The 25,304-nt window shown below is 41.9% G+C and carries 23 protein-coding genes and 1 pseudogene; 19 read left to right on the top strand and 5 right to left on the bottom strand.

Features of this window, described 5'->3' with window-relative positions:
* Positions 1 to 34 precede the first annotated feature (34 nt).
* Positions 35 to 604 carry a recombinase family protein gene (locus AYR53_RS00800; protein WP_024855672.1) on the top strand — a complete coding sequence of 190 codons (570 nt, stop codon included), beginning with the start codon at positions 35 to 37 and terminating at the stop codon, positions 602 to 604.
* 94 nt (positions 605 to 698) lie between these two features.
* Here the strand turns inward: AYR53_RS00800 and AYR53_RS13900 are convergent.
* A pseudogene (locus AYR53_RS13900) lies at positions 699 to 1,619 on the bottom strand (MFS transporter); the annotation flags it as partial.
* Positions 1,620 to 1,843: 224 nt separating this feature from the next.
* Here AYR53_RS13900 and AYR53_RS00790 point away from each other — a divergent pair.
* Positions 1,844 to 3,115 carry an ISL3 family transposase gene (locus AYR53_RS00790; RefSeq protein ID WP_068279055.1) on the top strand — a complete coding sequence of 424 codons (1,272 nt, stop codon included), beginning with the start codon at positions 1,844 to 1,846 and terminating at the stop codon, positions 3,113 to 3,115.
* A 273-nt stretch (positions 3,116 to 3,388) separates the two neighbouring features.
* Here AYR53_RS00790 and AYR53_RS00785 read toward each other — a convergent pair whose 3' ends face one another.
* On the bottom strand, positions 3,389 to 4,612 hold the full coding sequence (locus tag AYR53_RS00785) for an IS110 family RNA-guided transposase (RefSeq protein WP_068222268.1): 1,224 nt from the start codon (positions 4,610 to 4,612) through the stop codon (positions 3,389 to 3,391).
* Positions 4,613 to 4,966: 354 nt separating this feature from the next.
* Between AYR53_RS00785 and AYR53_RS00780 the strand changes: the two genes are divergently transcribed.
* From AYR53_RS00780 to AYR53_RS00750, 7 genes are all read left to right on the top strand, one after another.
* Complete coding sequence (locus AYR53_RS00780; RefSeq protein WP_068222465.1) at positions 4,967 to 5,323, top strand: iron chaperone; 357 nt, start codon at positions 4,967 to 4,969, stop codon at positions 5,321 to 5,323.
* A gap of 288 nt (positions 5,324 to 5,611) precedes the next feature.
* Positions 5,612 to 6,178: an elongation factor P gene (gene efp / locus AYR53_RS00775; RefSeq protein ID WP_068279903.1), complete on the top strand. Its 567-nt coding sequence runs from the start codon at positions 5,612 to 5,614 to the stop codon at positions 6,176 to 6,178.
* A gap of 464 nt (positions 6,179 to 6,642) precedes the next feature.
* Positions 6,643 to 7,707 (top strand): hypothetical protein, encoded by a 1,065-nt coding sequence (locus tag AYR53_RS00770; RefSeq protein WP_068279906.1) that lies wholly within the window; start codon positions 6,643 to 6,645, stop codon positions 7,705 to 7,707.
* Between the two features lie 175 nt (positions 7,708 to 7,882).
* Positions 7,883 to 8,695, top strand: coding sequence for a hypothetical protein (locus AYR53_RS00765; protein WP_068222474.1), 813 nt, complete (start codon positions 7,883 to 7,885; stop codon positions 8,693 to 8,695).
* 144 nt (positions 8,696 to 8,839) lie between these two features.
* Entirely contained in the window at positions 8,840 to 9,766 is a 927-nt protein-coding gene (locus tag AYR53_RS00760; RefSeq protein ID WP_068222477.1) for a hypothetical protein, read from the top strand.
* An 80-nt stretch (positions 9,767 to 9,846) separates the two neighbouring features.
* On the top strand, positions 9,847 to 10,224 hold the full coding sequence (locus AYR53_RS00755) for a MerR family transcriptional regulator (RefSeq protein WP_068222480.1): 378 nt from the start codon (positions 9,847 to 9,849) through the stop codon (positions 10,222 to 10,224).
* A 75-nt stretch (positions 10,225 to 10,299) separates the two neighbouring features.
* Complete coding sequence (locus tag AYR53_RS00750) at positions 10,300 to 11,415, top strand: NADH-dependent flavin oxidoreductase (RefSeq protein ID WP_068279912.1); 1,116 nt, start codon at positions 10,300 to 10,302, stop codon at positions 11,413 to 11,415.
* Positions 11,416 to 11,664: 249 nt separating this feature from the next.
* Here the strand turns inward: AYR53_RS00750 and AYR53_RS00745 are convergent, their stop codons facing one another.
* Complete coding sequence (locus AYR53_RS00745) at positions 11,665 to 12,549, bottom strand: LysR family transcriptional regulator (protein ID WP_068222490.1); 885 nt, start codon at positions 12,547 to 12,549, stop codon at positions 11,665 to 11,667.
* A 175-nt stretch (positions 12,550 to 12,724) separates the two neighbouring features.
* Between AYR53_RS00745 and AYR53_RS00740 the strand changes: the two genes are divergently transcribed.
* From AYR53_RS00740 to AYR53_RS00710, 7 genes are all read left to right on the top strand, one after another.
* Positions 12,725 to 14,383 (top strand): malolactic enzyme, encoded by a 1,659-nt coding sequence (locus tag AYR53_RS00740; protein ID WP_271290071.1) that lies wholly within the window; start codon positions 12,725 to 12,727, stop codon positions 14,381 to 14,383.
* Positions 14,384 to 14,511: 128 nt separating this feature from the next.
* Entirely contained in the window at positions 14,512 to 15,474 is a 963-nt protein-coding gene (locus AYR53_RS00735; protein ID WP_068222494.1) for an AEC family transporter, read from the top strand.
* 268 nt (positions 15,475 to 15,742) lie between these two features.
* Positions 15,743 to 16,873, top strand: coding sequence for an efflux RND transporter periplasmic adaptor subunit (locus AYR53_RS00730; protein ID WP_068279918.1), 1,131 nt, complete (start codon positions 15,743 to 15,745; stop codon positions 16,871 to 16,873).
* Positions 16,866 to 17,561: an ABC transporter ATP-binding protein gene (locus AYR53_RS00725; RefSeq protein WP_068226176.1), complete on the top strand. Its 696-nt coding sequence runs from the start codon at positions 16,866 to 16,868 to the stop codon at positions 17,559 to 17,561. Before AYR53_RS00730 ends, AYR53_RS00725 begins: the two co-directional genes overlap by 8 nt.
* A complete protein-coding gene (locus AYR53_RS00720) occupies positions 17,548 to 18,762 on the top strand; it encodes an ABC transporter permease (protein ID WP_068279920.1) in 1,215 nt (404 codons plus the stop codon). Before AYR53_RS00725 ends, AYR53_RS00720 begins: the two co-directional genes overlap by 14 nt.
* A 16-nt stretch (positions 18,763 to 18,778) precedes the next feature.
* A complete protein-coding gene (locus tag AYR53_RS00715; RefSeq protein WP_068222503.1) occupies positions 18,779 to 19,321 on the top strand; it encodes a hypothetical protein in 543 nt (180 codons plus the stop codon).
* Between the two features lie 150 nt (positions 19,322 to 19,471).
* Positions 19,472 to 19,756 carry a hypothetical protein gene (locus tag AYR53_RS00710; protein WP_068222506.1) on the top strand — a complete coding sequence of 95 codons (285 nt, stop codon included), beginning with the start codon at positions 19,472 to 19,474 and terminating at the stop codon, positions 19,754 to 19,756.
* Positions 19,757 to 19,942: 186 nt separating this feature from the next.
* Here AYR53_RS00710 and AYR53_RS00705 read toward each other — a convergent pair whose 3' ends face one another.
* The gene (locus AYR53_RS00705) at positions 19,943 to 20,944 is read right to left on the bottom strand and encodes an amidohydrolase family protein (RefSeq protein ID WP_068222509.1); all 1,002 of its coding nucleotides are present in this window, start codon (positions 20,942 to 20,944) and stop codon (positions 19,943 to 19,945) included.
* Positions 20,945 to 21,169: 225 nt separating this feature from the next.
* Between AYR53_RS00705 and AYR53_RS00700 the strand changes: the two genes are divergently transcribed.
* A complete protein-coding gene (locus AYR53_RS00700; RefSeq protein ID WP_068222512.1) occupies positions 21,170 to 21,721 on the top strand; it encodes a hypothetical protein in 552 nt (183 codons plus the stop codon).
* A 122-nt stretch (positions 21,722 to 21,843) separates the two neighbouring features.
* Here AYR53_RS00700 and AYR53_RS00695 read toward each other — a convergent pair whose 3' ends face one another.
* On the bottom strand, positions 21,844 to 23,157 hold the full coding sequence (locus tag AYR53_RS00695) for a nucleobase:cation symporter-2 family protein (protein WP_068222515.1): 1,314 nt from the start codon (positions 23,155 to 23,157) through the stop codon (positions 21,844 to 21,846).
* A 495-nt stretch (positions 23,158 to 23,652) separates the two neighbouring features.
* Here AYR53_RS00695 and AYR53_RS00690 point away from each other — a divergent pair, with 495 nt between their 5' ends.
* Positions 23,653 to 24,204 (top strand): YiiX/YebB-like N1pC/P60 family cysteine hydrolase, encoded by a 552-nt coding sequence (locus AYR53_RS00690; protein ID WP_068222517.1) that lies wholly within the window; start codon positions 23,653 to 23,655, stop codon positions 24,202 to 24,204.
* Between the two features lie 350 nt (positions 24,205 to 24,554).
* Positions 24,555 to 25,190, top strand: coding sequence for an NAD(P)H-binding protein (locus AYR53_RS00685; RefSeq protein ID WP_068222521.1), 636 nt, complete (start codon positions 24,555 to 24,557; stop codon positions 25,188 to 25,190).
* Positions 25,191 to 25,304: the final 114 nt, after the last annotated feature.

Genomic DNA, 25,304 nt, shown 5'->3' with positions numbered 1-25,304 from the left:
CATTACTTAATGACATAAGCAAGGAGATAAAAAGATGAAATATGGCTATGCGCGGGTCAGTACCACTGATCAAAAATTAGCAAATCAAATTGAGTTACTAAAATTGGCAGGAGCAGAAAAAATCTTTCAAGAAAAGTTTACCGGCACAACTACCGAACGACCGGAGTTTCAAAAACTGTTGCGCGTTCTAAAAACAGGCGATACTTTGATTGTCACTAAGTTGGATCGGTTTGCGCGGAACACACGCGAGGCCTTAGCCATTATCCAAGAGTTGTTTAAAGAAAATGTCAAAGTTAACATTTTGAATATGGGCTTAATTGACAATACGCCGACTGGACAACTAGTCTTTACAATATTTAGCGCCTTTGCGCAGTTTGAACGCGATATGATTGTCACGCGCACACAAGAAGGTAAAGTGTATGCCAAGCAACATGATCCGTTGTTTCGGGAAGGGCGACCGAAAACGTATTCTGAGGAACAAATCAGATTTGCCTACGAGTTACGAAAACAAGGCATGACCTATAAAATGATTGAACGAAAGACGGGGATTAGTAAACGCACGCAACAGCGACGATTTAAATTAGTTAAAAACAATATATTTTAAAACTGTTTACACCATACCAAAAGGGGCTTCGAATACGAGGCCCCTTTTAGATTTAGCTAGTAATCCGTATTAAAGTTAATGGCTAGCTCCCAGTTCAACTTTTTAATGGCTTACGATCTGTCAACAAAGCACTTGGTGACAGAATCAAAACAATCACCGCTCCTACTAAGTAGGTATGACTGAAGGCCTGGCTGATCTGTCGATTCTTAGTATGCTTAATTTTTCTCAAAGCTGTCGTTAAAGCTTCTTTTTGTGCCAATTGTTTGAGACCTACTAACAATTTTTTCTGACCCTGGCTTATTTTCTGATTACCCAAATTAATTTTTTGAGAAGCTACTGACAGTTTAGATATAGCGGTATTTTGATTTTCTAACTTGGTTAAGGTAAGTGCTAGTTGCTGGTTACCCGCTTTTAAGTTGTCAGTAGCTAGTGCTAACTTCTTCTGGGCTTGGTAGACCTGGTGAAGATCGGTTCCCTTTTGGGGCTATGGTAAATCAACTTGAGATTTGGCCGCTTGTTTAAGGGCACGTCTTAGGTTCGTCTGTTTGTTTTTAGTTGTTAATTTGGCTGATCCAGTAGTGGAAAATAGGCTGTTCAATTGTTGATGAGCCACTTTCTTTACTTTAGGTGATAATTGCTGTCGATCAACAATTTGAATGGTATCTTGATGCATATGCTGCTTAGCTGTATTGACATTATTATCAAAGACCATTACTAGAATTGCAATTCCTAAACAGGTGCCAATTTGACGCGCTGCATTAACAATTCCTGAAACAATCCCACTTTTATTTTTGGGCAAATGCTTAACCAAGACCACTAACGAAACCGAAGAGAACCCAAAACCAACACCGTTGATCACTAGGAAAGTAATGATAACAGCTTTAGGCGTTGTGGTGGTGATAAACGACAAGAGTAGTAAACTAGCTGCCATGACTAAGAGTCCAATCAAAGTAACCGAAACTGCGCCAACTTGATCAAATAACTTAGTTCCCAAAGGCATCGCTACCATGATTGTTTCTGTGGGTATCGGGTGTGACCGATGCCTTTTTTATTTTCCATTATATCAAAAGGCGGTCCAGTGAGAATCTTGGTTCTACAATATCTGTTGTTGGTAATAGATTTTCATCTATTACTGATGACAGATTTTTTATTTATGGCTAGAATAAAAAAGCGGACATTTCCTGTCCGTTCATCCAAGTCAACCACCACGAAGATTTTTCAGAAAGAAGGAAATGCCCTATGTGTCATGATACTACAAAATTATTATTAGGAATAGCTGACGAGAACCTAAAAATTACTGACGGTGAAACTGGAGAAGACGGGGTTATTCGCTTAACTGGCCACTTGGATTACACGCCGAAGGCTTGTCCCAAGTGCGGGATTATCAATGATCAAAAGATTATTAACTACGGCTGGCGCAATACCACTATCAGATTCTCGAAGGTTCTGAGCAACACCGTCATCTTAGCCTTAAAGCGCCGCTATTTCCACTGTAAAGAATGTCACGGCAACTTTCTTGCACAAACATTGGCAGTTCCGAAACACTGTACAATTTCAAACACCAGCCGCAAAGAATGCCTAGAGAAGCTCGGTGAACCGGTCTCTTTGAAGCACATTGCCAATGAAGTATCGGCATCAGATTCATTTGTGGGCCGCCAGTTAATGCGCGCTGAACGAGACTTTCAAACCAATTGGCACTATTTACCAGAGATCATCTTAATGGATGAGGTGAAGAGTACCAAGAGCGCTACTGGTGCCATGAGCTTTGAGTTCATGAATGGCGAAACCCATGAATTAATCGACTTACTCCCTTATCGAACCATCAATAAACTAGAGAAGTATTTTTACCGCTTCGATCAAGCTGCCCGAGAAAACGTCAAAATTATTGTGACTGATATGAATTATACCTACCCCAAGCTTGTGCAGACCGTGTTCCCCAATGCCATGGTGGTCATGGACAAGTTTCATATTATCAACGCCCTAAATCGGGCGTTTAACAAAACCAGAATCAAGGTGATGAAGAAGTTTACCCCGTCTTCTCGCGAATTTCACGCCCTTAAGCGCTACTGGAAGCTGTTGTTAGTACCAACTGAACAGCTTAACTTTGAACAATTCAAAAAGTGGACTAATTTTCCTTACTGGATGGCTGCCACCGATGTTGTCCATCAGCTGTTATCGTTGGATTCAGAACTAGAACAAACTTATCAAGTCTTAAACAGCGTCCGGTCAGCTGTCCAACATCAAGATTGGCATAACTACAATGCGGCATTTTGGAATAACAAAACGTATTCTGAAGAAATGAAGAACACGATTAAAACACTTGAAAGCCATCATGATGAGATTCGTAACACCTTTACCACACACTATTCAAATGGTCCTTTGGAAGGTTCTAATAATAAAATCAAGGCGATCAAACGAGCCAGTTTTGGCTATCGCAGCTTCTGGAGGTTTAGAACTCGAGTACTATACGTTTTCAAAATCAAAACAAAAAGAGCCCTAATCACGAAGTGATTAGAACTCGAAATATGGATTCACCAACAACAGTTGACGAAGAGCCACCACCCCTGGCAGTAAATTTCTAGTGGTGAAATACTAGTATAAGGGTTGATCCGTGACCATTTTAAAACGGAATATAATATGATTTAAGACTTGTGGTCAGAAGTCAAGTAGGTGATACGTAAAATATTGATAGTTCTAATTGTGAGGAGAGTATACTTCCCCCAGCCCAGTGAAGTACAAAAATTCACTGGTTAGAAACTTGCAATGTTAGCGATGTTCGTCGCGCTAGACCAATTTAGGAGGCGTGTACAGTTTATGTTCAGTTAGTAGATTAATAATTAACCGAACCAGCTTCCTAGCGGTCAACACACAAGCTCGACGATGTTGATACTTTGGTACCTCCCGGAACTTCTTCTGGTAGTACCTGGCATAAGTGGGATCATAGCGCCTTACTGAGTTGGCAGCTTCAACTAAGTAATAACGTAGGTATTGGTTACCACTTTTGGTTCGCGGCGTTAATTGTCGCTCATGATTTCCTGATTGACTGCGTTGCCATGATAAGCCAGCGTAGCCGGCGAGACTAGCATCATTGGGGAAACGGTCAATTTGGCCGATTTCAGCCAGTAATCCGGCCGCATACACTGGTCCAATTCCCGGAATACTTTGGAGTGAGTCTGCACCTGAAATGACCGAGCACAGATCAGAAATGCTTTTATTTAACAGCTTTAGCTGTTGATTAAGCATCCGCAACTGATTAGCGTACATGGCCAATACTTGATCAACGGAATCGGCAACCGTCTTGCTAAGCCGATAAGAACTTCTAATGGCTTTCTTCAGTGCTTTGGCAACACTTTTGGCATCGCCAAACCGGCCATGAGATAAATGATTTAGCTCATCAGTTAAGGCTGACAAGGGTATCTGAACCAGGTCATCTAGGGAATACTTCTCATCACTCAGAATGCTAAGCATGGTTGACCCAAAGACTGAGGTAGGCAAGACCGTATCGATGGTGTTCACCTTGTAGTACAGGTTATTTAAAAAGTGATTTTTACAATCATTGATCTGATGGACTAAGTGGTATCGTTCCCGGGTCAAGCGTTGTAAAGCGATGTGCTTTTCATCGCGGGTAACCGGAACTTGATACCGGCCGATCCGTAAGAAATCGGCAATGTGAAAGGCATCAACGGTATCGGTCTTATCATCATCAAATAACTTACTGTAACGGTGCGTCACTTTAGGATTCAAGGTGACCACAGTCACGTTTAACTGATTAAGGCGATCATCTTGTTCAAAGAACAAGGTTGGGTGGAAATTATAAACTGAGGTTGCTTCCATGCCGATAATAATTTGGTCAGCTTGCTGAGACCGCTTTAAAATCTCATCACGAATATGACCGGCCCCCTTCGGGGTGTTTGTTACTTCACCTTGGAAACACACTTGCTTATTTGAATCCATTCCACAATAATCAAGCTTCAATTTTGAAACATCAATACCAACATTCAAGTTCATTGATTCAGACCTCCTTTCCGTTCTTATTTTGGATAGGCTTGGGTGCTGTGTGATACTCCCTAATTATGAATCTTCAGAACATCCTCGCAATTTATGAGTAGACAAGTCATCCAATGACTAGCTGCTTGATAGAACGCGAGCTATCAAAATCATCAGCTAACACTACAGCTTGTGGTTTGAACTTAAACAATTCATCTGGGCGGCATTCTTAAAATGTAGATAAACTACAGGAGGCGAAAGCCTATACCAGTTGGATCCGAATCCAATGAACAATTAGAGAATATCACACAGCATCCAAACAGCGAAGCTGGTCAATACTTGAATACATTTTTAATAATACGAGGAGACGATAATGTGCCAAAAAAACCAGAAGTAGCGGATGTTGCCGATTATATTAATAAGGCAGTACCACAGGCGCAACCACTATTGAACCAACTGCGGACTATTGTAAAGACTGGTTTACCTGCCGCCGAAGAAAAAATTAGTTGGGGCCAGCCTTTTTACTTACTTGGAAAAAAACGGGTTAGTTTTGCCGCTTACAAGGCCCACGTTAGTTTTACAAGTTCAGATGACCTGCCAGAGACTATTCGGCAAAAGGTTGAGCAGGCTGGTTACACAACTGGGCAAAAACGAATTAATATTACCTTTTCGCAACCAGTGCCAACGGACCTAATTCATGCGTTACTGGAAAGCATCTTAAAAGACAGTTAGATTTTTCCAACCATGATCTACGTTAGAAGCAAAATAAACGGATTAATAATTATTTATTGATTGGCCCATACCCGAACGTTGAAATTTAGATTTTTTAATCGGTACTTAACGTGGTAAACTAGGAAAAGGGAATTAGGCAGCAATGAAGTGTGGTCAAAACAGGCATTATCGGGGAGCGTTCGCTTGAAGATGAGCGTTTTGATTGGATGCGGACTACCCAATAATTTAATCGATGCGGAATTTTTGGTGCGGTATATCCGAAAATTCCATAATAAAGGAGATAACGTCATGATTGAAGCAATTAGCCTTAGAGCTGGTATGACTTTTGAAAAAGATGGCAAGTTAATTAAAGTACTAGAAAGTAATCATCATAAGCCTGGTAAAGGGAATACGGTGATGCAGATGCGGTTATACGATATTCGTTCTGGTTCAACCGTTCAAACAACGATGCGTCCAGAAGAAAAAGTTGAGCAAGCCGTTTTGGAAACCAAAGATGCTCAGTATCTCTATCTACAGGATGATTCTGCGGTATTCATGGATCTTGAAACTTACGAACAATACGAAATTCCAACTGAAAGTATTTCGGCAGAAATGAAATTTTTACTTGAAGGAATGCAAGTTAAAATTGATTTCTACGAAAAAGAAGTTATTGGGGTTACGTTGCCAACCACTGTTCAATTAAAAGTTGCGGAAACGCAGCCTTCCATTAAGGGCGCCACAGCAACTGGTTCCGGCAAACCTGCAACAATGGAAACGGGCCTAGTTGTCAACGTACCAGCTTTCATTCAGGTAGGTGAAACCCTTGATATTAATACGCAAAAGGGCGGCGCTTATCTGAAGCGTTCAGGTAAATAGGTAAACGAAAAATGGCGTAAGTGATTATTCACAATCCGCTAATTTAAATTGAGAACAGCAAATAGACAAGGGAGTGTGACAAAAGTCGGTTTTGGGTTTACTGCGTAACGTAAGCTAATCCAATAACCGTACTATGGTTATTGGATTAGCTGTAGTTAGGCACGTAAATCCAGACTTTTGGCGCACGTTCTAGAATAATGTTCGGAAACAGTAAGAGGTTAGGGCTTTTTGTCCCAGCCTCTTTTTTTGTGACTAAGTTTTTATTTAAGCGTGAGCTGGGAGTGCGCCAAAAATCTAGGTTTGCTTACGTTACGCAGTGAATCCAAAACCGATTTTTGTCCCACTTCTGCTAAAAATAATTCCATTTGGAAGGGCTTTTTTACTGCTATATTGACATGTTTTTACAGGACTTATTATGCTAATCTTAATCTATTATAAATTTAAAATGAATAGTGGGTTTTTTTATGTATTCAGCGCAGTCACGGTACACTATTTGGGCGATTTGTGCAGTCGTCGGTTTATTTTCTAGCATTACGTTACTGACAGCGCCACTTAGATCACTTGGTGCGCAAACGATTCAAACAGTGCGGGTTTCACAAAATTACGTTGGCCGAGTGACGGCGTACCAGGGTTACCTTCCAGATCACCGACCAGTTTTGGTGGATAAAAAAACTTACCGCCAAATTCAGTCCTCAGCAACTGGTGTGACTAAGCCTGTCTATCAGCGCGCGGACGATGGGCAGTTAGTTTTGAAAAGTCAACGGTTTGACCCGGTTTGGCTCGTTATCTTTGCCGTGAGCTTATTTTTGGCCTTTGGAACGCTAAGTCGGATTTTTTACCACCGCCGAATAAAAAAGGCGTCCAGCACTGAGCAAAGACAAGTTTACCGGAATCGGTTGGCTCAGCTTCGAAATGGCCTATTTATTGGCCTAGTTGGTGCTTTAGGCTTTTTTGGCTATCTAAATTATCTGCAACCAATTATTTACGATGCGCAGCAAGCAAATAGTGGGTTAAGTGTGCCGGCCAAGATTGTTCAGCGGCGGCAGGTTGTTTATGGTCGTTCGGCTAGTCGCCCGGATACCACTGCTTTATTAACCATTCAGTTTAAAAATAAAAATGGCTTGACCCAAGAAGTTGTCAGAAAAGTGGCCGCCAATGTTTACCAGCGTAAGGCGACCACAGTTCAAGTTACACCGTATACTAATGGTTCTGGTGGGGTTCGTTTGCTGGAATTTGGAACTATCTTACCGTTAGTTGGGCCCAACTTGGACTTTATTTTTGTGATTGGGACGCTATTTGTTTTGCTAATGCTGCCGTTATTCACTAGTCGTTTGCTCCGAATACCTAAAGGACGGCGGGGTAAAACTTATTTAGTGAGCCTTTTAGTATTAATATTAGTGTTACTAGGGAGTTCTGTACTTTACGGTGAATTGACGTTACTCGTCCCTTATAAGCTTAAAACAGCTATGGCCGCCGTGAAAATCACGCAAAAAGGGTATTTTTGTTCCTGCGGTGTTCCGTTACAATAATTTGTTCGGGTGAAGAATTAGTGAGTGTTTGAAAAAGTGTTTAGGTGCCTACGTCTTTTTCAGGCACGTTTAGGCCAAATCGGTTAGAAAAACGAGTAAAAGTAATTACCAAATACGATCTAATTCGCCATTGAAGTTATATAGTTTACATAAAGTAAGAAGGGAATTGGGGAAGATGCTGAAAGAAAATGAGTTTTCAACGGATTGGCCGACTTTACGGACTGAACTGACAGCAGTTCTACCAAAGCGCCACGTGTTAAAGTACGCACTAGATACGGAAACCATTGTGGGCGATCTCGTGACGGTGGTTGTGTGGCTGGGAGTATTGGCCTGGGTGGCAATTATGTTATTTGAAGGCTTACTTTTCGGCGGTGGTTCTGGTGGTCTTACGGACTATTTTAAGGTACTCTACTTCATCGCAACCATGTTTGTGGTTAAGCCAATCCCATTTATTTGGGCGGCTGCGCTAGTTGTAAAAATTGGACTTAGTTTGCGGCAGGCACTTTTCCGCCGTCGTTTATTGGCCAAATTTCAGGATGTTCCGGCCACACTGCAAATTGGAGTTGCCTATTCGATTAATGCCGAAAATGCGGTCATTATTCGGCAAACAAATCTCGGCCACTCGTTTGAGCGAGTGCTAGAGACATTGCCAAAAGAACAACAACAGCAGTGGCAGAAAATTACGCAACGGCGGATTAAGGATAATTTTGGCGACTATAAAGCAACAGGTTACGACGTCGCGGCAATTAAAGAATTTATTCAGACTAATTTTACGGATGAATTCGTTTTTGTGGCCGTTTTATTGCAGCGCCACGCAAAGCCTTTTTACTGGACTGTTCGGCAGGCACCTAACGCTGTCATATTGTACTTCAAAACGGGTAAACACATCAATTACGTACTACATAATTTTGACGCTGATGGTGCTAAAAGAAAAGGTGTGGCAACGACAATGCTGCAACGCCTGTTTAGAAATAAACGGCGCGTTTAGCAAAGGTTTGGTAAATAGTTTTGCACACGAATTTGGTGTAAATGGGGTTGGAACTTCCTGTTGTAGTTAACCCACAATTGCGGAGTAAAATCTAAACGCTTTTTCAAACACTCTCCAGCCTAATTGCGGAAGGGACGGATACCAATGCTGAAAAAATTAACGACTGCCGTAGTTTTATTCGGGCTAACTTTTCTGATGGTACGTGAAACGGCGGACTTTTACCTAATGAATGGCAGCTATTTTTGGTTTGCCATTTTAACCGTGGGGCTTTATTTAATTCCCTTTGGTATCCCCTTTTTTCAGGTTGCGTTACCTTTTACGGCCATTAAATACCGTAAGTGGATAGTCATATTATTGCTTATAGTCAATGTATTGCACGGTATCGCAATTTTGCAGTATAACCTGCCGTATACTTATACCGATGAAGGTGGTGTGGGCAAGGCCGTAGTGAATCAGGCCTTGCGCTGGATTGGTGTTGCGAGTTCGGGCATATTGACGTTGGTTGACGCCATTTATTTGGGCCATGATTGGCGGCCTAATTTACGGGCAACGGTAGCCCTAGATAGTACGGTAGACAAGGCTGATCATCCGGACAAATCTTTTTTGAAGAAAGTTAATAATTTTTTTGGCAACCGCCCAGTTAAGCAGGTTAAACGCAACCCTAAAGCAGTTAAACGCTACCTAATCGGAATTAATTGTGGCTTACCCTTTCTTTTGCTAATTGCCGGAGAGCTTATCATCTACCTCACTTTTAATGGTGCTGGCCATTCGCTGCAAATATTGTGGCCGTTAATCAATGGACTGTTTAATCTATTGCTCCAAAGTATTGCCTATTTGCTGTTTTTACCACAATTACGAGGCCTGAAAATAAGTCGTCAATTGGCCATTATTTTTAGTACGACACTGCTATTATTTACCTTAGGTTGGAGTTTATGGTTGTTAGCCGTTAAATTTTCGGTTGCCACGGGTTTTTGGGGAGCTAGTTTAATGCTGCTAATGATAGTCATGCCACCGTATATTGTACTGCCTTTGGTATCAGGCCGGGCGGCTAAAGGGATGCTTCCTAAATAAGGTGCTGGGAGAATTATTCGATGATCTGGCCAGCTCTGATCGATCTTTTTATTACTGTAAATAATCTGGGGGGAATAATTTTGAACATCAAAACAGTCAGTGAGAAATTTGCGCTTTCGGCTACAACCTTGCGCTATTATGAAGAAGTCGGCCTAATTCCACCGGTTAATCGTAATGCTAGTGGTTATCGGGATTATGATGCGATTGATTTGGAATGGGTCAATTTTGCTAAATGTATGCGCGAAACTGGCATCTCAATTGACGTCTTAAAAGAGTACGCGGCTTTGGCACAACAAGGTGAACAAACGGAAACGCAGCGCAAACAGATTTTAATTGCGCAACAGCATGTATTGGAGCAGAAAATGCAAACACTGCAGCAGACGCATGCTTTTCTTGATACTAAAATTGCAACCTACGAACAACACGCCAAACAAATGGAACGTATTTTTAAAAATTAGAACAAAACACTTGCCTTCCAGTCGACTTGAAGGTTTATTCTTTTCAATGTTGAAGACAAGAAAGCAGGCATAGAAATGGAAAATAAAACAAAATTACAGCAAGAATTCACTTTAAATAATAAGGTACTTCTTCAAAATCATATTGTGATGTCACCAATGACAACTTGGTCGAGCAATGCCGATCAAACTGTTTCTGATGCAGAGGTTAATTATTATCGTGCACGTGCTAAAAGTGTGGGCATGGTGATTACGGGTTCTAGTCACGTCCAAGAAAATGGTGTTGGTTTCACTAATGAGTTGGGTGTGTACGCCGATCGTTTTATACCTGGCTTGGCTAAGTTGGCAACGGCGATTAAGGCTGGTGGTGCGCGAGCTATTCTACAAATAAACCACGCTGGTGATAAGGCTTTACCAGAATTGATGACCAAGCGCGATGTAGTTAGTTCTAGCTCAGTTCCAGCACCAGAAACACCTTTTGCACCAGGGCAAACACCGCGTTCACTTACAGAAACAGAAATCCTACAGGTTATTCAAGCCTTTGGGGCAGCAACCAAGCGAGCAATTCAGGCCGGGTTCGATGGTGTAGAAATTCACGGTGCCCACGGTTTTTTAATTCAAAATTTTTTATCACCACATTATAATCGACGGACTGACGCCTGGGGTGGTAATTTAAAAAATCGATTACGGTTTGCAATGGCCGTGGTTGATGAGGTTAAAAAAGTTGCGGCGAAATATGCGAAGCACGCATTTATCATCGGCTATCGCGTTACGTTAGAAGAGCGGGAAGCTAATGGTTTACGGTTAAGTGATACAGAGGCGTTGATTGAACAATTAATTACCAAACAAATTAGTTATGTCCATCTTTCACTTGGAGATGCATTGACTGCTCACGAGCATCATAGTGCTAATTCCGAACCGTTTATTCAACGGATTGCAAAATTAATTGGTCGCCGGGTACCGTTGATTGCGGCTGGATCATTTAATTCATTTGCAAAAATGACGGCGGGACTAGATAGTGGGCTGGATTTGGTGGCGGTGGGCCAAGTCTTGGTTACTAACCCCGATTTGTTCAACCAAGAACGGCTACCATTGACTTTATCGCTAAAAACAAATGATTCAATGAGTTTACCCAAGTCAATGTTTGAAAGTATTAAAAAATTGGGTGTTTTTAATTTTAAATTTGTGGATTAGCGTGAACTTGGCTAATTAATAATGTTGAAGTGGTTTATGAAATAACTTAAAAAAGTACTGCCAGCTGACCCAAATGGGTTGAAGATGACAGTACCTTTTTTGAGTTCTAGTAAATTTCTGAATAAACACTTGAATTTGTACTTCAATCTATACGAATAGGCACTTTTCGCTGAACCTTGCACTTAGGTAATTTAAAGCACGCACCAAAATTAAATAGGGCGCCGGGAGATTTTTGCGGTCTATTCACCGTTAATTGGTCCTTTGACCACTCAGAATTTCAATAACACGCTGTTTTTCCGGCGTCAATACTTGGTTGGCGCGGTAGGCAACGTAAATATTAAAGTGGGGTTGATCGGCATCAGCCAAAGTAATAGCCAGCAAATTATCATTTTTATGCATTGCTGTTTGTGCCAAAAAGCCTAGGCCGACACCTTGTTGAACCATATTCTTGATTAAATTGATGTCGCCGGTGTGGTAGACAATCTCTGGGCTCGTTTGGCTGGCCTCTGCGAGACGGGCGAAGGCTTGCGGGTGCACGAAACCGGAGGCCAACATAATAAAAGGTTCCCGGGCAACATCTTTAAAGTAAATTGGCGTTTGCGCGGCCCAATGAGAATTACCCGGAGCAATAATTTCAAAAGGTTGGCGGGCCAATAGTTTGGCGGTGATTCCCGGGTGATCGATGGGATCGATGCTTCCAAGTAGGGCAATATCGATGTCGCCACGCTTTAATTTTTCCAGTAAATCTGCCGAGCCACCTTCCGTTGTGGTGATGCTCGTCAGTAAGTTGGCGGCGGCCAAAGCCGGTGTAAATTGGGGGAAATAGTTAATGCCAATAATGGGTGGCAAACCAAAGCGAATCTTAGTTGGCTGGATCGCGGCCAGATCTTGTTTAGTTTGCGCTAGTTCATTCAAAATAACGGCAATGTGGTTCGCAAAAATGTGTCCCGCCGCAGTTAGCGCAATTGAATGGTGGGACTGATCACGAATGACTAGCTGTTGATTGGTCTGATTTTCTAGACGCTTAATGGCCAGTGTAATTGTCGGTTGCGTGACCTGAAATTTTTTGGCTACTAGGGTGAAATTGCGCTGTTGGGCCAACGCTGCAAAGTATTCTAAATCCCGCGTATTCATAGATCTCTTCCTCTCATATTAATATAGTTTATCACAGCTAGGCCAGTTGACTATCTTTTTTGCTGGGCGTTAAACTACTGATGTCAGTTAAATTTGATCAAGATAAATGTGCTTGAAAAGATAATCAATTTTTAAGCTAGTCGATCTTTTGAAGTATGAAATAGCAAAATTAAAATTGAAAGGAAGTTTCAATATGAAATTAGCAGCACAGCAGATTTTAAATGATCCTTTTTTAAATAAGGGAACGGCTTTTACTAGCGAGGAGCGGCAGCAACTTGGGCTTATTGGTTTATTGCCACCAACAGTTCAAACGTTGGACCAGCAAGTGGCCCAGACCTATGCGCAGTACCAGGCCAAACCATCGGCACTAGAGAAACGACTTTTCTTAATGAGTATTTTTAACGAAAACCGCGTTCTTTTCTATAAATTATTTTCCCAACACGTTGCGGAATTTATGCCAGTTGTTTACGATCCGACAATCGCCGACACAATTGAACATTACAGTGAGTTATTCGTTGATCCCCAAAACGCTGCCTTTTTATCGATTGACGATCCAGCCAGTATGGCAACAACTTTGAAGAATGCTGCTGGTGGCCGCCACATTCGTTTAGTTGTTGTGACTGATGCTGAAGGAATTCTTGGCATTGGTGATTGGGGGACACAAGGGGTTGATATTGCCGTGGGTAAATTGATGGTTTACACGGCTGCGGCGGGAATTGATCCAAGTGAAGTTATGCCAGTGGTTCTTGATACCGGAACAAATCGCCAGCAGTTACTGGATGATCCGCAATATTTAGGAAATCACCACGCACGAATTCGTGGCGCGCGTTACGACCAATTTGTTGATCAATTTGTACAAACGGTGACTGAACTTTTCCCTGATCTTTACCTTCATTTTGAGGATTTTGGTCGGATTAATGCCGCCAAAATCTTGAATAAGTATAAAAATCAGATGACAACTTTTAATGATGACATTCAAGGAACTGGAATCATTGTACTGGCTGGCTTATTAGGTGCCTTAAATATTTCTAAACAAAAAATGACAGAGCAAATTTACGTCAGTTTTGGCGCGGGAACTGCTGGTGCAGGGATCACGCAACGCATTTTTGAAGAATTCGTTCAGCAAGGTCTAAGTGAAGAAGCGGCCCGGAAACATTTTTATTTAGTTGATAAACAGGGACTACTTTTTGCTGATGATCCAACATTAACGCCGGAACAAAAGCCATTTGCTCGTTCAAAGGCGGAGTTTGCACATTCTGAACAGTTAACAACTTTAGAGGCTGTTGTTAAAGCAGTTCACCCAACAATTTTAGTTGGGACTTCAACGCAACCAGGGACCTTTACTGAGGCAATCATTAAGGAAATGGCTGCTCATACGCCACGGCCAATTATTTTCCCACTATCTAATCCAACTAAATTGGCCGAGGCCAAAGCGGCGGATTTGATCAACTGGACGGACGGGAAAGCGTTGGTTGCTACTGGCATTCCGGCGGCACCAGTTGATTATCAAGGTGTAACCTACGCCATTGGGCAGGCCAACAATGCGTTAGTTTATCCTGGTCTCGGCTTAGGCACATTGGCGGCCCACGCGAAGGTGTTAAACGATCAAATGATTTCGGCCGCGGCCCACTCTTTAGGCGGTATCGTTGATCCAGAACAACCTGGTGCAGCCGTCCTGCCACCAGTCACGAAGTTAAACCAATTTTCACAAACTGTTGCTGAGGCTGTGGCGCAAAGTGCGGTTGATCAAGGTATTACTAAAGAGAAGATCGAAAATGTCCGTCAGGCTGTTTTAGCTGAAAAATGGGAACCAAAATATACGGCATTAAATTAACGGTATGACAGTGTTCTGAAGGATGGCTTCTTTCACTAAAACTGTTTCGATCTGCGAGCCAGCTCGTCATTGTGGAAATTCAGCACCTTTAGAACACACCGTTTGAAAAGAGAAAGGGGCACAAACTTGTGACTGCATTTTTAACCTCGCTAAGTAGCGTTGGGGAAATTATTTTGGTCATTGCATTAGGGTATTATCTGCGGCGAACCAAAAAATTTGATGACCATTTTAAGGGGAGCATTTCATTCTTAATTATGAATGTTGCTTTACCGGCTTCAATTTTTGTTTCAGTATTAAATAATTTGACGCGTAGCAAGCTGGCCAGTCTGTCAGGTGGGTTGGTTTACGTTTTAATTAGTTTTGTGTCGGGCTACATTATTGCCTGGTTATTAACCAAGGTTTTACACGTGCGCAAGGGTCGGCGGGGGACGTTTATTAATATGTTCGTCAACGCCAATACGATTTTCATTGGCTTGCCATTGAACCTGGCATTGTTTGGCCAAGTTAGTATCTCGTATTTTCTGATTTACTACGTGATGAACACAATCTCGACCTGGGCAGTGGGTGTTTTCTTCATTTCCAATGATGATCCAACCCGTGATAAAGCTGAGAAACAAGCCTTTAATTGGAAAAAATTGTTACCAGCACCACTGATTGGTTTTATCGTTGCCTTAATTTGGTTATTGTTAGGACTACCATTACCAACGTTTGCCAGCAACACGTTATCCATGGTTGGTGGCATCGTGACGCCAATGTCTTTGATCTACATTGGGATTGTCTTGGCGGACGCCGGGTTGAAATCAATTCATTTTGACCGTGATACGATTTGGGCGTTAGTGGGTCGCTTCATTGTTGCTCCGGCAATTATGATCGGCATTATGCTGATCTTTAAACACGGCGGCACGAATATTCCCAACCTGGAACAAAATACGTTGATTATTCAATCAGCAACACCAGGCCTGGCCGTTTTACCAATCTTAGTTGGCCAGTCCCACGGTGATGTTGAGTACGCCACGAATGTTGTGACGACAAGTACCGTTTTATTCGTGATTGTGGTACCAATTTTGATGGAGATTTTAACTTTTATTTAAAAAAGTGATTAGATTCTACGGCGTAATTGAGAATTGTAAAAACAGAATTCCTATTTCTAAGGGAATTCTGTTTTTTTGTGTAAATAATTATCTTACTGCGGTGATTGTGTTCAATAGCGAGTTAATAATGCCGGATTAATTAAATAAGTCACATATTTTTAGTTACTGACCTAAACTGCAATCCAATTTTAATGGTCAACCAATGTATTTCTTATCTTACTATCAATTTTACAAATGATTTGCGATAATCTGAAGTGGAGGTTATTTAATGAAAAATTTTGTGAAAAGACGTTGGGTTGTAGGCGCCATTGTTATTGGGCTAGTGGTGGTGATCGGCGGTATTGGGATTGCTCGCGCACACCACCAACGCCAAAGTGCCAAGAAAGTGTACCAAACTTACACAGTTAAGGTGGACAGTGCTTTATTGTTAAAAGGGAAGGTTGCGGCCAAAAACACCGTTGACGTTCAACCTGGAGTTAGTAGTACGGGAACTTTAACGCAGGTGAACGTCAAAAATGGTGAACACGTTGATCCAGGCAGCGTCTTAATGACGTTCCATGATGATCAAGTTCAAAGTCAAATCGATGATGCCGAACAAACAAAGGAGAAAACGGCGTTAGCAATTCAGAATGATAATCAGGCTGTTACGGCGCTCCAAAAGCAGCCGACTACAACTGTTGATGTGGGTTCGACTGACGACGAAACTGATCAAGGAGTTGCGGCAGACAGTGTTCAGCAGGCTAAAAACCAATTGGCCAGTGATCAACTAGCATTGCGACAAACTAATACGAGTCTGGCCAATTTGCAGGGTAAAGTCGATCCAGTTGTGACTGCCAAAATCGCGGGAACCGTGGTTCTGGATGATAGTGCAACTGATAAGACAGGCACACCTAGCATGCAAATTATCAGTGATGGCCAAATTATTGATGGTCAAGTCACTGAATATGATTACGCCAAATTACGGCCGCGCATGCGGGTGACTGTGTTGCCAGTCAGCAGCAATCAGCGTTTGAGCGGTAATATTGTTACCATTGACCAGACACCACAATCTGCGGCTAATCAGACGGCCACCAGTAGTGGTCAAGCAGCCGAAAATGAAGCGGCAACCTATCAATTTAAGGTTAAAATGGCCAAGCAACTCACGAATGGCTTTAACGTTCAGATTCGGGTGCCACAAACTACGATTCATTTACCGGCAACTAGTTTAGTAACGAAGGCTGGCCGGCACTATGTCTACGTTGTGCGCAAACATAAGGTTTACAAAACAGAGGTGACTGTGAAAAAGGTAGCAGGTTACTGGCAATTAATGTCTGGCGTCGCACCAAAAGCAGTTTTAATCGCTAACGCCAGCAAGCACCAACTCAAATCGGGACAAGAGGTGGCCACCCATGCTGATTGAGCTTACCGCCGTCAATAAATATTACCAGAATGGTGAAAATAAATTTCAAGTGCTACAAGACATTAATTTAAAGATTGCGGCTGGTGAGTTTCTAACGATTATGGGACCATCAGGCGCCGGTAAAACTTCGTTGATTAACCTTATTGGTTTTATTGATCGGAGTTATCTAGGAAGTTACAAGTTTAATGGCCAATCCTACCAAACTGCTAGCGACAGTGCATTAGCACACATTCGGAATCAAAGTGTTGGTTTTGTTTTTCAAAATTTCAAGTTGATTGGCAACAACACTATTTTAGAAAACGTTGAATTACCATTACTTTACGGTGGAATGACGAAGAAAAAGGCCAAGCCGATTGTTGAACAGGCCTTGGAACGAGTTGGATTACCTAACAGTAGTCAAAAAATTCCTAATGAGCTTTCGGGTGGTCAACAGCAGCGGGTGGCGATTGCCCGAGCGCTGGTTCACCGGCCAAAGTTTATTATTGCCGATGAGCCAACTGGCGCGCTGGATTCTAAAACGTCTAGCGAAATCATGCAGATTTTTAAGGAACTTAATCGGACTGAACAGACCACGATTGTATTAGTCACCCACGATCCACAGGTATCCCAGTATGGTGAGCGTTTAATTAAGCTTTTGGACGGTGCGATCATCGCTGATGAGGAGGTGAAACACCGTGCGCTTCTCTGAAATCTGGTCAACGGCACTGCGTTCGATTTTAAAAAATAAGCGCCGCAGTATTTTGACAATGTTGGGAATTATTATTGGGATTGCCTCAGTTGTTACAATTTTGGCCATTGGTGATGGCTTTTCCAACTGGGTTACTAAGAGTATTACCAATAATAAGGCGGGAAAGGTGGAAACGCAGATTGTGTATTCACCTAACGAAACTGCTAATAGTAGTGCCGATTCTTATAACGACCGTGATCTGATGTTGGTCCGGCAAGTTGCTGGCATCGCTAAGGTTCGGCAAACTAGTGAAGACTCAGATTATAATCAAATTGCTTTGCCCGTCAAAACCAAAAGTAAAAATGTCCTCGTTCACTATACCAGTCACGCCAGTAGTTCGGTGATCGCTGGACGACGGCTAACGGCAACTGATAACGCGATTGGTAATCAAGTGGCGGTGATTGATGCTAGTCTGGCCAAAAGTCTTTACGGCGGGGCCGCTAATGCCTTGCATCATGGTGTTCCAATAGATAATCAATTGTACGAAATTGTAGGTGTCCGCTCGGCCGTTTCCAGCAGCGTTAATTTTTCCGATGCCGTAAATGGAACGATGCCGGCCAACATTACGATTCCGAAAAAAGTTCACCAAAAATTTACCCAGAATACCGCAAGTGGCGATTTATTAGTTCTATCTCTACGCAAAGGCGCCAAGGCGAGTACGGTTAACCGCCGCGTAATTAACGTTTTGAAGGCCCAGGGGAGTATGCGTAATCAAGGGGAATATCAAAGCGCCGATCCGGCGGCGGAAGCAGACACTTTTGGTAAAATTCTAAGTGTAATTACTTACTTTATCACGGCCGTTGCGGGAATTTCACTTTTTATTGCCGGAATTGGCGTCATGAATATGATGTATATTTCGGTGGCCGAACGAACGACAGAGATTGGTATCCGTCGGGCAATGGGCGCACGGCAGCACGATATTCGTTTGCAATTTTTACTAGAAAGCGCCACGTTAACTATTTTTGGCGGACTGATTGGCTATGGCCTAGGGGTTTTATTGGCGGTAGCGATCAGTGCACTGCCAATGATGCCGTTTCAGGCTAGTTTTAGTTTTGGCGCCTTTGCGTTAGCCTTTGGCGTTTCAACGGCAGTTGGGTTGATCTTTGGCGTGATGCCGGCTAACGCAGCTGCACGCAAGGATTTGATTGAAATTATTCGTTAATTTGGAGGAGTTAATTATGAAAAAATGGGTTAAATCTGTTAGTGCGTGGGATACGCGAATGTGGGTAGTTCTGTATTTTATTGCAGCTAGCGTTGCGGCAGTTTTCACCGCCTTTATTTACCCACCAAAGGCGTTGGCGGCAGCTGGAACACCGATGCTGGTTCACTGGATTAGTTTCGGTGGGGCCTTTATCGGAGTCGCCACAGGCCTTTTTATTGGTGTTTACGTTAATTATTTTATTTACCTTATTTTGCGCAGTATTCTAAATCAGGATGCAGCGGACAAAACGTTGGTGAAACGTAGTCTTTACTTAGCAACCTGCATTAGTACCGTTGTTAGTAGTTTATTGAGTCTATTACTGATGGTTATTATTGGTGGGGAGCCTAACCAAATGACTAACTTTTTGCTGGCCGTTGTCGGTTCGGCCGTACTCGCTTATTTGATTTACAATTTCTTTAGTTATTTAGTTAAACAGGTCAAATTGGCCCGTTGGTATTCTGGAATCTTATTTATTATCTACTTATTGCCAACATTGATTGGGCTTTTACTGAAAAAATAAGTTGAGGGCCGCAGGAGTGTTTGGAAAGCCTGTTGTTGGCCTTTCTTTGATTAAGTTGATGTCAACGTATTTAAAAATGTAGTTTTTCAAACACTTTCTAAATTGTTAATAGTTAAGGAGTAAGTTAAATAATCCAAGGGGGAAATAAATATGCTGATTGCTGATAATGCTACCTTAAAAACGGCTTTGAAAGAAAAACGAGCAACACTTGCTGTTTCGCGAGGGTACCTCAACCAAGTTGGCAATGTGGTTACTGATGACGCCTGGGTTGAAATTGGTTTTCGGGGTTCAGCTAATTTGATTCAACTATTTAATTTTTGGCTGATGAGTCACTTTTCGGTTACTTGGGAGAAAGAGTACTTGTTAAAGCGTCTAAACTACCGCTATAAAGCGGCCAAAAAATCAGCGATGGCGGTTGTTTTTATTCGGCAATAGCTGTAGTTAGGCACGTAAATTCAGATTTTTGGTGCACGTTCTAGAGTGGCGTTCGGAAAAAATAAAAGGCTAGGACGTTTGTTCCAGCCTCTCTAGAGTAACGTTCGAAAACAATAAGCGGCCAGGATTTTTTCCTGGCCGCTTATTGTTTTGATATTTTATAGCCTATTTTTACACCAACAAGGCTTACAGATGCAAAAGTCGTTCGGCGTTACCGTGAGCAATTAATTCCTTAGTTTGTGCAGGTAAGTTGCCTTCAGTCAAGAAGGTTTGACTGTTGGCGGGATGTTTGTAGGGATAATCAATTGAATAGAGTAAATGCTCAGGACCCATTTCATCTAAAATGAATTTTAATTGTGGTTCAAACAACATCCCACTGGGGGTTAGGTAAACGTTGTTGCGGTAGTAAGTTGAAAATGATTCCTTTAAACCAGAATAATCATCGAGTTCGTCATCTAGCCGTTCCAGGAACATCGGTACCATTTCACCCCAGTGACCAGAAATTAGTTTTAAGTTTGGTAGTTTATCAAAAATACCAGAAACAATCATCCGAATGACTTGAATCCCAACGTCCATGTGCCAACCATAGCCGGCGGACGAAAGGATACCGTTGACTGTATCGGACCAGTTAGGACTCTTAAAATAGTGATCGTTGATTTCGCTAGGGATAAAAGAAGGGTGCATGTAAATTGGGACATCTAGATCACTAGCCATTTTGAAAATTGGAAAGAAAAATGGATCGTCAAAAAACTGACCTTGGTAATTGCCCTTTAATAAGGCACCTTTAAAATTCAGTTGTTCAACAGCGCGTTTTAATTCCTGGGCGGCGGCAGTTGGATCACCAACTGGCAGAACAGCAAACGCCGCAAAACGATCAGGTTGTTTTTGAATTTCTTTGGCCAATTTATCATTGGCTTCTTTACAGAGGTCAATTGCAATTTCTGGGGCCAAATTTTGAGGAGAAGAATTGCCGTAAGAAAGAACCTGCATGGCAATTCCGTTTTGATCCATGAAATCTAACCGGGTTCCGGTAATGCTCTGCATCATCTCCGCTGTTGGCAAAGAGGTCTTCATGTACTCCAGCATCCCTGATGAAAGTGGCGGTAGTGCGCCTTTACCGGTCACTTGATTGATTTTTTGGGTAATTAATTCTGATTCAAAGTGTTCTTCAACTGTAATAATTTTCATTAGTGAAGCTCCTTTCAAATTAAAACGCTTGGTTAGCATTTTATTGAAGCACCTAGTAAGATAGAGAGTGTTTAAAAAACAGGCTTAGACAAAAAATGCAGGAAAAATAGCCTTAACCTGAACGCTTTTTCAAAGGTTCTAGGTTATGGCCCCATTATAGTAAGTCCTAAAATAAAGTGAAAGGAAAATGTGAGACAGATAGCACATAAAGTCTCATACTAAAACATGGCCAAAAATTATTTAGTTGAACAACCTAAAATCGATCGGCGGGCTAATAATACGCAGATTAAACTCTATCAAGCCTTAAAAAATTACTACGTTGAAGGTATTGCTTTTAAAAAAATTCAGGTTAAACAATTGTGTCAAACGGCCAAGGTTTCCCGGGCCACTTTTTACCGGCACCACCAGAATATTCAAGATATTATCGCCATTCAATTGTTAATCATGATTACGCAATTTGAAAAGAAGATTGATGGGCTGCAAGTATTGAATTATGACAGTGGTAGTGGCGTTGTTGTGGACACGATTTACGCTAATTTAGATTTGTTGCAGTTAATGCAGTGGAGTGGGACTGAAAAAAGTGGTCAGAAAATTGTGTCCGGTGCAATTATTCGGATTTTGATCTTACGCGATTTTGATGAGGTTAACCGTAATTTTATTGCTGATTATCTAGGCGCGGCCATTCTCAAGTTCGCTTTTCAAATCAGTCAGGCTCCGGAAAAATTACCCAAAGAGCAGGCGCTAAAGTTATACCGGTTTTTAGTACCGAAAGTTTAAATTACGAGAAGGTCGCTAGGGTCAGGGGAAAATGAATTATTTTTGACAAATTAAAAACGTGTTTGCTAAGGCAACTTTCGCTTGTCTTAGCAAACACGTTTTTTCATTAAGTTAATTTTGAATTAGTCGTGCTGTGGTTCGTCATTTTTACCGTGGTTAAGTAAAATATTTAGGACTAAAGCCGCAGTACTCCCAACGACCATACCGTTGCTTAAAATTGTTTGGATAGTTTCTGGTAAGTGTTGGAATAAAGCAGGCTGGGTGGTAACACCTAGGCCTAGGCCAATTGAGATTGCCATGATCAGTAAATTATCCGTTGTCATCGGAACCTTTGCCAACATTTTAATGCCTTCGGAGCCAACCATGCCGAACATGACTAACATCGAGCCACCTAAAACTGAGGTTGGAATCAAAGTTGCAATCGCTCCAAATTTAGGGATGAGGCCAATGATGAGCAACATGACAGCCGAATAGTAAATTGGACGTAATTTTTTAATGCCGGATAGTTGAACGATCCCAACGTTCTGTGAGAAAGTTGAGTAAGGAAAGGTATTGAATAATCCGCCTAAAATAGCGGCAATCCCTTCGGAACGGTAACCACGTTTCAGATCGTCTTTAGTTAACTCACGTTTAGTGATATCAGCCAAGGCGAAATAAACGCCGGTGGATTCAATCATACAGGCAACTGCGGCCAGGAGCATGGTTAAAATTGAAGACCACTCAAACTTAGGTGCTGCAAAGTAGAATAAGTGCGGTATTTGAACCCAATGAGCCTGGCCAACGGTTGCAAAATTAAGTTGGCCGGCCAACATTGCTAACAGAGTGCCCGCCACGATCCCAACGAGGACGGAAACTCGTTTCAAGAAACCACGGCCATAAATATTGATAAGAATAGTAATAAGTGCTGTTGTAAAGCCAAGAATCAAGTTAATTGGTGCACCAAAATTTTTGGCGGTTGAATCGCCGCCGCCTAAATTTTGAAAGGCAACGGGAATTAAAGTGAAGCCAATCAGAGTGATTAAGGAGCCAGTAACGACTGGTGGAAAAAAGCGCCGTAAGTTGGCAAACAAACCACTAATCAGAAAGATAAAAATACCGGCCGAAATGATACCACCGTACATATAGGCCCAGCCGAGGTGATTACCAACGTTGATCATTGGCGTCAGGTACTCGACGGCAGAACCGAGAACTACTGGTAGCGCAATCCCCGTCCAGGGTGTCCGCCTAATTTGAAGTAGTGTCGCAACGCCACACATGAAGATGTCGGTTGAAACAAGGTAGGTCATTTGCGCCGGTGAAAAGTGCAATGCCGCGCCAACTAACAACGGAATTAGAATGTCGCCTGCGTACATGGCAAGTAAATGTTGTAAGCCTAATAAAATCGTTTTTGGAACCGAAAGCTCAGGTTGATCCAAATTAGCGTTGTGGTTATCCATTGTTACCTCCAAAGTTCGTTATTTAAGGAATAAATAGATTATAGCACAATATTTGAACTGTTTTTACTAATTTATTCGAATTATAACTTGACAAAATCAAGTTTTAGTTCGTTATCTTATTAACATATTATTGTAGTTGATAATTAAGTTAAATGATGGTGGTAGTAACGGCGTATTTCTTTGCCTTTATCTGGTAAAAGTTAGCTCGTCAATCCGCCACTGTCGCTCGTTCTTAACAACTAATTTTAGCAAATATTAATTACTAGAACATATTTGCTAAACAGGACTTGTTTCCCGTTGTCGATTGGACTAAGCAGAGGTCCGGCAAGCCTAAGTCGCACGCGTTCCGCCCTCGCGCCCCGGAATGGAATCTAATCTGTTTTTTCTTGTTCCAGTTAAGTTTTTGCGTTCTTAAAACTAGCTAGTAGTTTTAAAGAGGATCGCTACGATGCACTAGGATTAAATAATTAAAAATTTGAAAGTGAAGTGGCAGATATGTTAAAAAGTGCTGATCTTCTATTGATTCAAAGTCGGCCGGACAAATTTTCTACGGCAATTGTTGACAGTACTAGGGATAACGCCGACAGTTCAGCGTATGACCACGTGGCCTTAGTTGAAGTGACTGCCGCTAATGAAATTTTTGTGCTCCATACTTTGCCAACAACCGGCAGCATTCGTGAAATCTACGCGGAGTTTCAAAAACGGCACTACGCCAAAATTGATTTGTATCGTGCTAAACAGCCGGTTGATCAAAATTTAGTTATTAAACAGGCCAAAAAGCTGCTGAACCAACCTTATAACGCGAGCTATGTACCAACTGCAGACGGTTATTATTGTGCTGATTTTATTTACTATGCTTTTAAAGGGCAGCAGCTTTTTAAGTTAGAACCAATGAATTTTATGGATCAGGAACGGCAGGCCATTTTACCATTTTGGCGTGATTACTACGCGCGATTAGGCTGCGCGGTACCGAATGGTGAATTAGGGTTAAATCCAAATACAATGCTGCGGCAAAATGTGCTTACTAAACTAGTGACGTTGCACTAAGTCATACCTAGCAGCAATGGCGACCTTAACGCGGAATGCCTAACAGTCAATCGCAGGCGGCTACGATTAAGCACAATTAGTGGATTAAACTAAACCAGCACTATTTCTTTTGGCCGTGAATCGTAATTGAGTTTGTTCCGCAGGACATTACGATTGTCCGTGGCTCTTATTTGAGGTGACAAACGTACATAAAAAACAAGTTTGTACTGATCAAGGTAGCGATCATCGGCACAGTTGATTTTGAAACGAATGACCAATCAATAAAATTAATTTAATTTTATTGTTGACTTAAAGTGCACTTTAAGGTGTAAGTTACTTTATGAAAGTTATTGAGGAAAGGAAGTCAGGTAATGCAGAAGATTTTAATTTTAGGCGCCCACGGGCAGATTGCGCGGTTGGTTCGGCAGCGGCTATTGGCAGAAACCGACGCGCAATTAACGCTTTATTTACGTAACGCCAAACGTATGCAGGAGTTTGATTCAAAACGAGAAACGTTAATTGAGGGTGACGTTAACGATACTGCAAAATTAACACAGGCAATGGCCAACCAAGATATTGTTTACGCCAATTTAGGTGGTCAGTTTGAACCAATGGCAAAAAGTATTGTGACGGCGATGACCCAAACTGGTGTTAAACGCTTAATTTACGTGACTGGTTTAGGCTTGTACCATGAAGTCCCCGGCGAATTTGGCCGCTGGGTTGAGGAGTCAATTGGCGCGCCGATAATGGATGATACCCGTCGTGCCGCCGCAATCATCGAGCAATCCTCCCTGAACTACACCTTAATTCGGGCGGCTTACATGTCCAATGATGATGTGATTAATTATGAATTAACCGAAAAAGGCACACCATTTAAAGGAACGATTATTTCGCGAAAGAGTATCGCTGACCTAATTGTTAGAATTGTGAAGCAACCAGAAAAACATAGTTATAGTAGTTTAGGTATTGATCAACCAGGAACCGATGGCGATCGACCAATGTACTAGTGCAGCGTGGCAATCATATTTTAAGTGAAACAAATGATTAAAGTTTTCATTCAAAATGGTTGAATGAAGTTAATTGGAAGTGGATTTTAAAAATAATTTACACTAATAACGGCC

The sequence above is a fragment of the Loigolactobacillus backii genome (assembly GCF_001663675.1).
Taxonomy (GTDB): domain Bacteria; phylum Bacillota; class Bacilli; order Lactobacillales; family Lactobacillaceae; genus Loigolactobacillus; species Loigolactobacillus backii.
Note: the sequence above shows the minus strand (reverse complement) of the source record. Positions and strands in the feature narration are given on the sequence as shown.

Bases quoted from the DNA above. Each gene is read 5' to 3' on its own strand.
- AYR53_RS00760 (WP_068222477.1), top strand. From the start codon at position 8,840: ATGCTGAAAAAATTAACGACTGCCGTAGTTTTATTCGGGCTAACTTTT.
- AYR53_RS00745 (WP_068222490.1), bottom strand. From the start codon at position 12,549: ATGAATACGCGGGATTTAGAATACTTTGCAGCGTTGGCCCAACAGCGC.
- AYR53_RS00715 (WP_068222503.1), top strand. From the start codon at position 18,779: ATGAAAAAATGGGTTAAATCTGTTAGTGCGTGGGATACGCGAATGTGG.
- AYR53_RS00790 (WP_068279055.1), top strand. From the start codon at position 1,844: ATGTGTCATGATACTACAAAATTATTATTAGGAATAGCTGACGAGAAC.
- AYR53_RS00750 (WP_068279912.1), top strand. From the start codon at position 10,300: ATGGAAAATAAAACAAAATTACAGCAAGAATTCACTTTAAATAATAAG.
- AYR53_RS00710 (WP_068222506.1), top strand. From the start codon at position 19,472: ATGCTGATTGCTGATAATGCTACCTTAAAAACGGCTTTGAAAGAAAAA.
- AYR53_RS00690 (WP_068222517.1), top strand. From the start codon at position 23,653: ATGTTAAAAAGTGCTGATCTTCTATTGATTCAAAGTCGGCCGGACAAA.
- AYR53_RS00705 (WP_068222509.1), bottom strand. From the start codon at position 20,944: ATGAAAATTATTACAGTTGAAGAACACTTTGAATCAGAATTAATTACC.
- efp (WP_068279903.1), top strand. From the start codon at position 5,612: ATGATTGAAGCAATTAGCCTTAGAGCTGGTATGACTTTTGAAAAAGAT.
- AYR53_RS00685 (WP_068222521.1), top strand. From the start codon at position 24,555: ATGCAGAAGATTTTAATTTTAGGCGCCCACGGGCAGATTGCGCGGTTG.
- AYR53_RS00730 (WP_068279918.1), top strand. From the start codon at position 15,743: ATGAAAAATTTTGTGAAAAGACGTTGGGTTGTAGGCGCCATTGTTATT.
- AYR53_RS00695 (WP_068222515.1), bottom strand. From the start codon at position 23,157: ATGGATAACCACAACGCTAATTTGGATCAACCTGAGCTTTCGGTTCCA.
- AYR53_RS00700 (WP_068222512.1), top strand. From the start codon at position 21,170: ATGGCCAAAAATTATTTAGTTGAACAACCTAAAATCGATCGGCGGGCT.
- AYR53_RS00770 (WP_068279906.1), top strand. From the start codon at position 6,643: ATGTATTCAGCGCAGTCACGGTACACTATTTGGGCGATTTGTGCAGTC.
- AYR53_RS00765 (WP_068222474.1), top strand. From the start codon at position 7,883: ATGCTGAAAGAAAATGAGTTTTCAACGGATTGGCCGACTTTACGGACT.
- AYR53_RS00800 (WP_024855672.1), top strand. From the start codon at position 35: ATGAAATATGGCTATGCGCGGGTCAGTACCACTGATCAAAAATTAGCA.
- AYR53_RS00785 (WP_068222268.1), bottom strand. From the start codon at position 4,612: ATGAACTTGAATGTTGGTATTGATGTTTCAAAATTGAAGCTTGATTAT.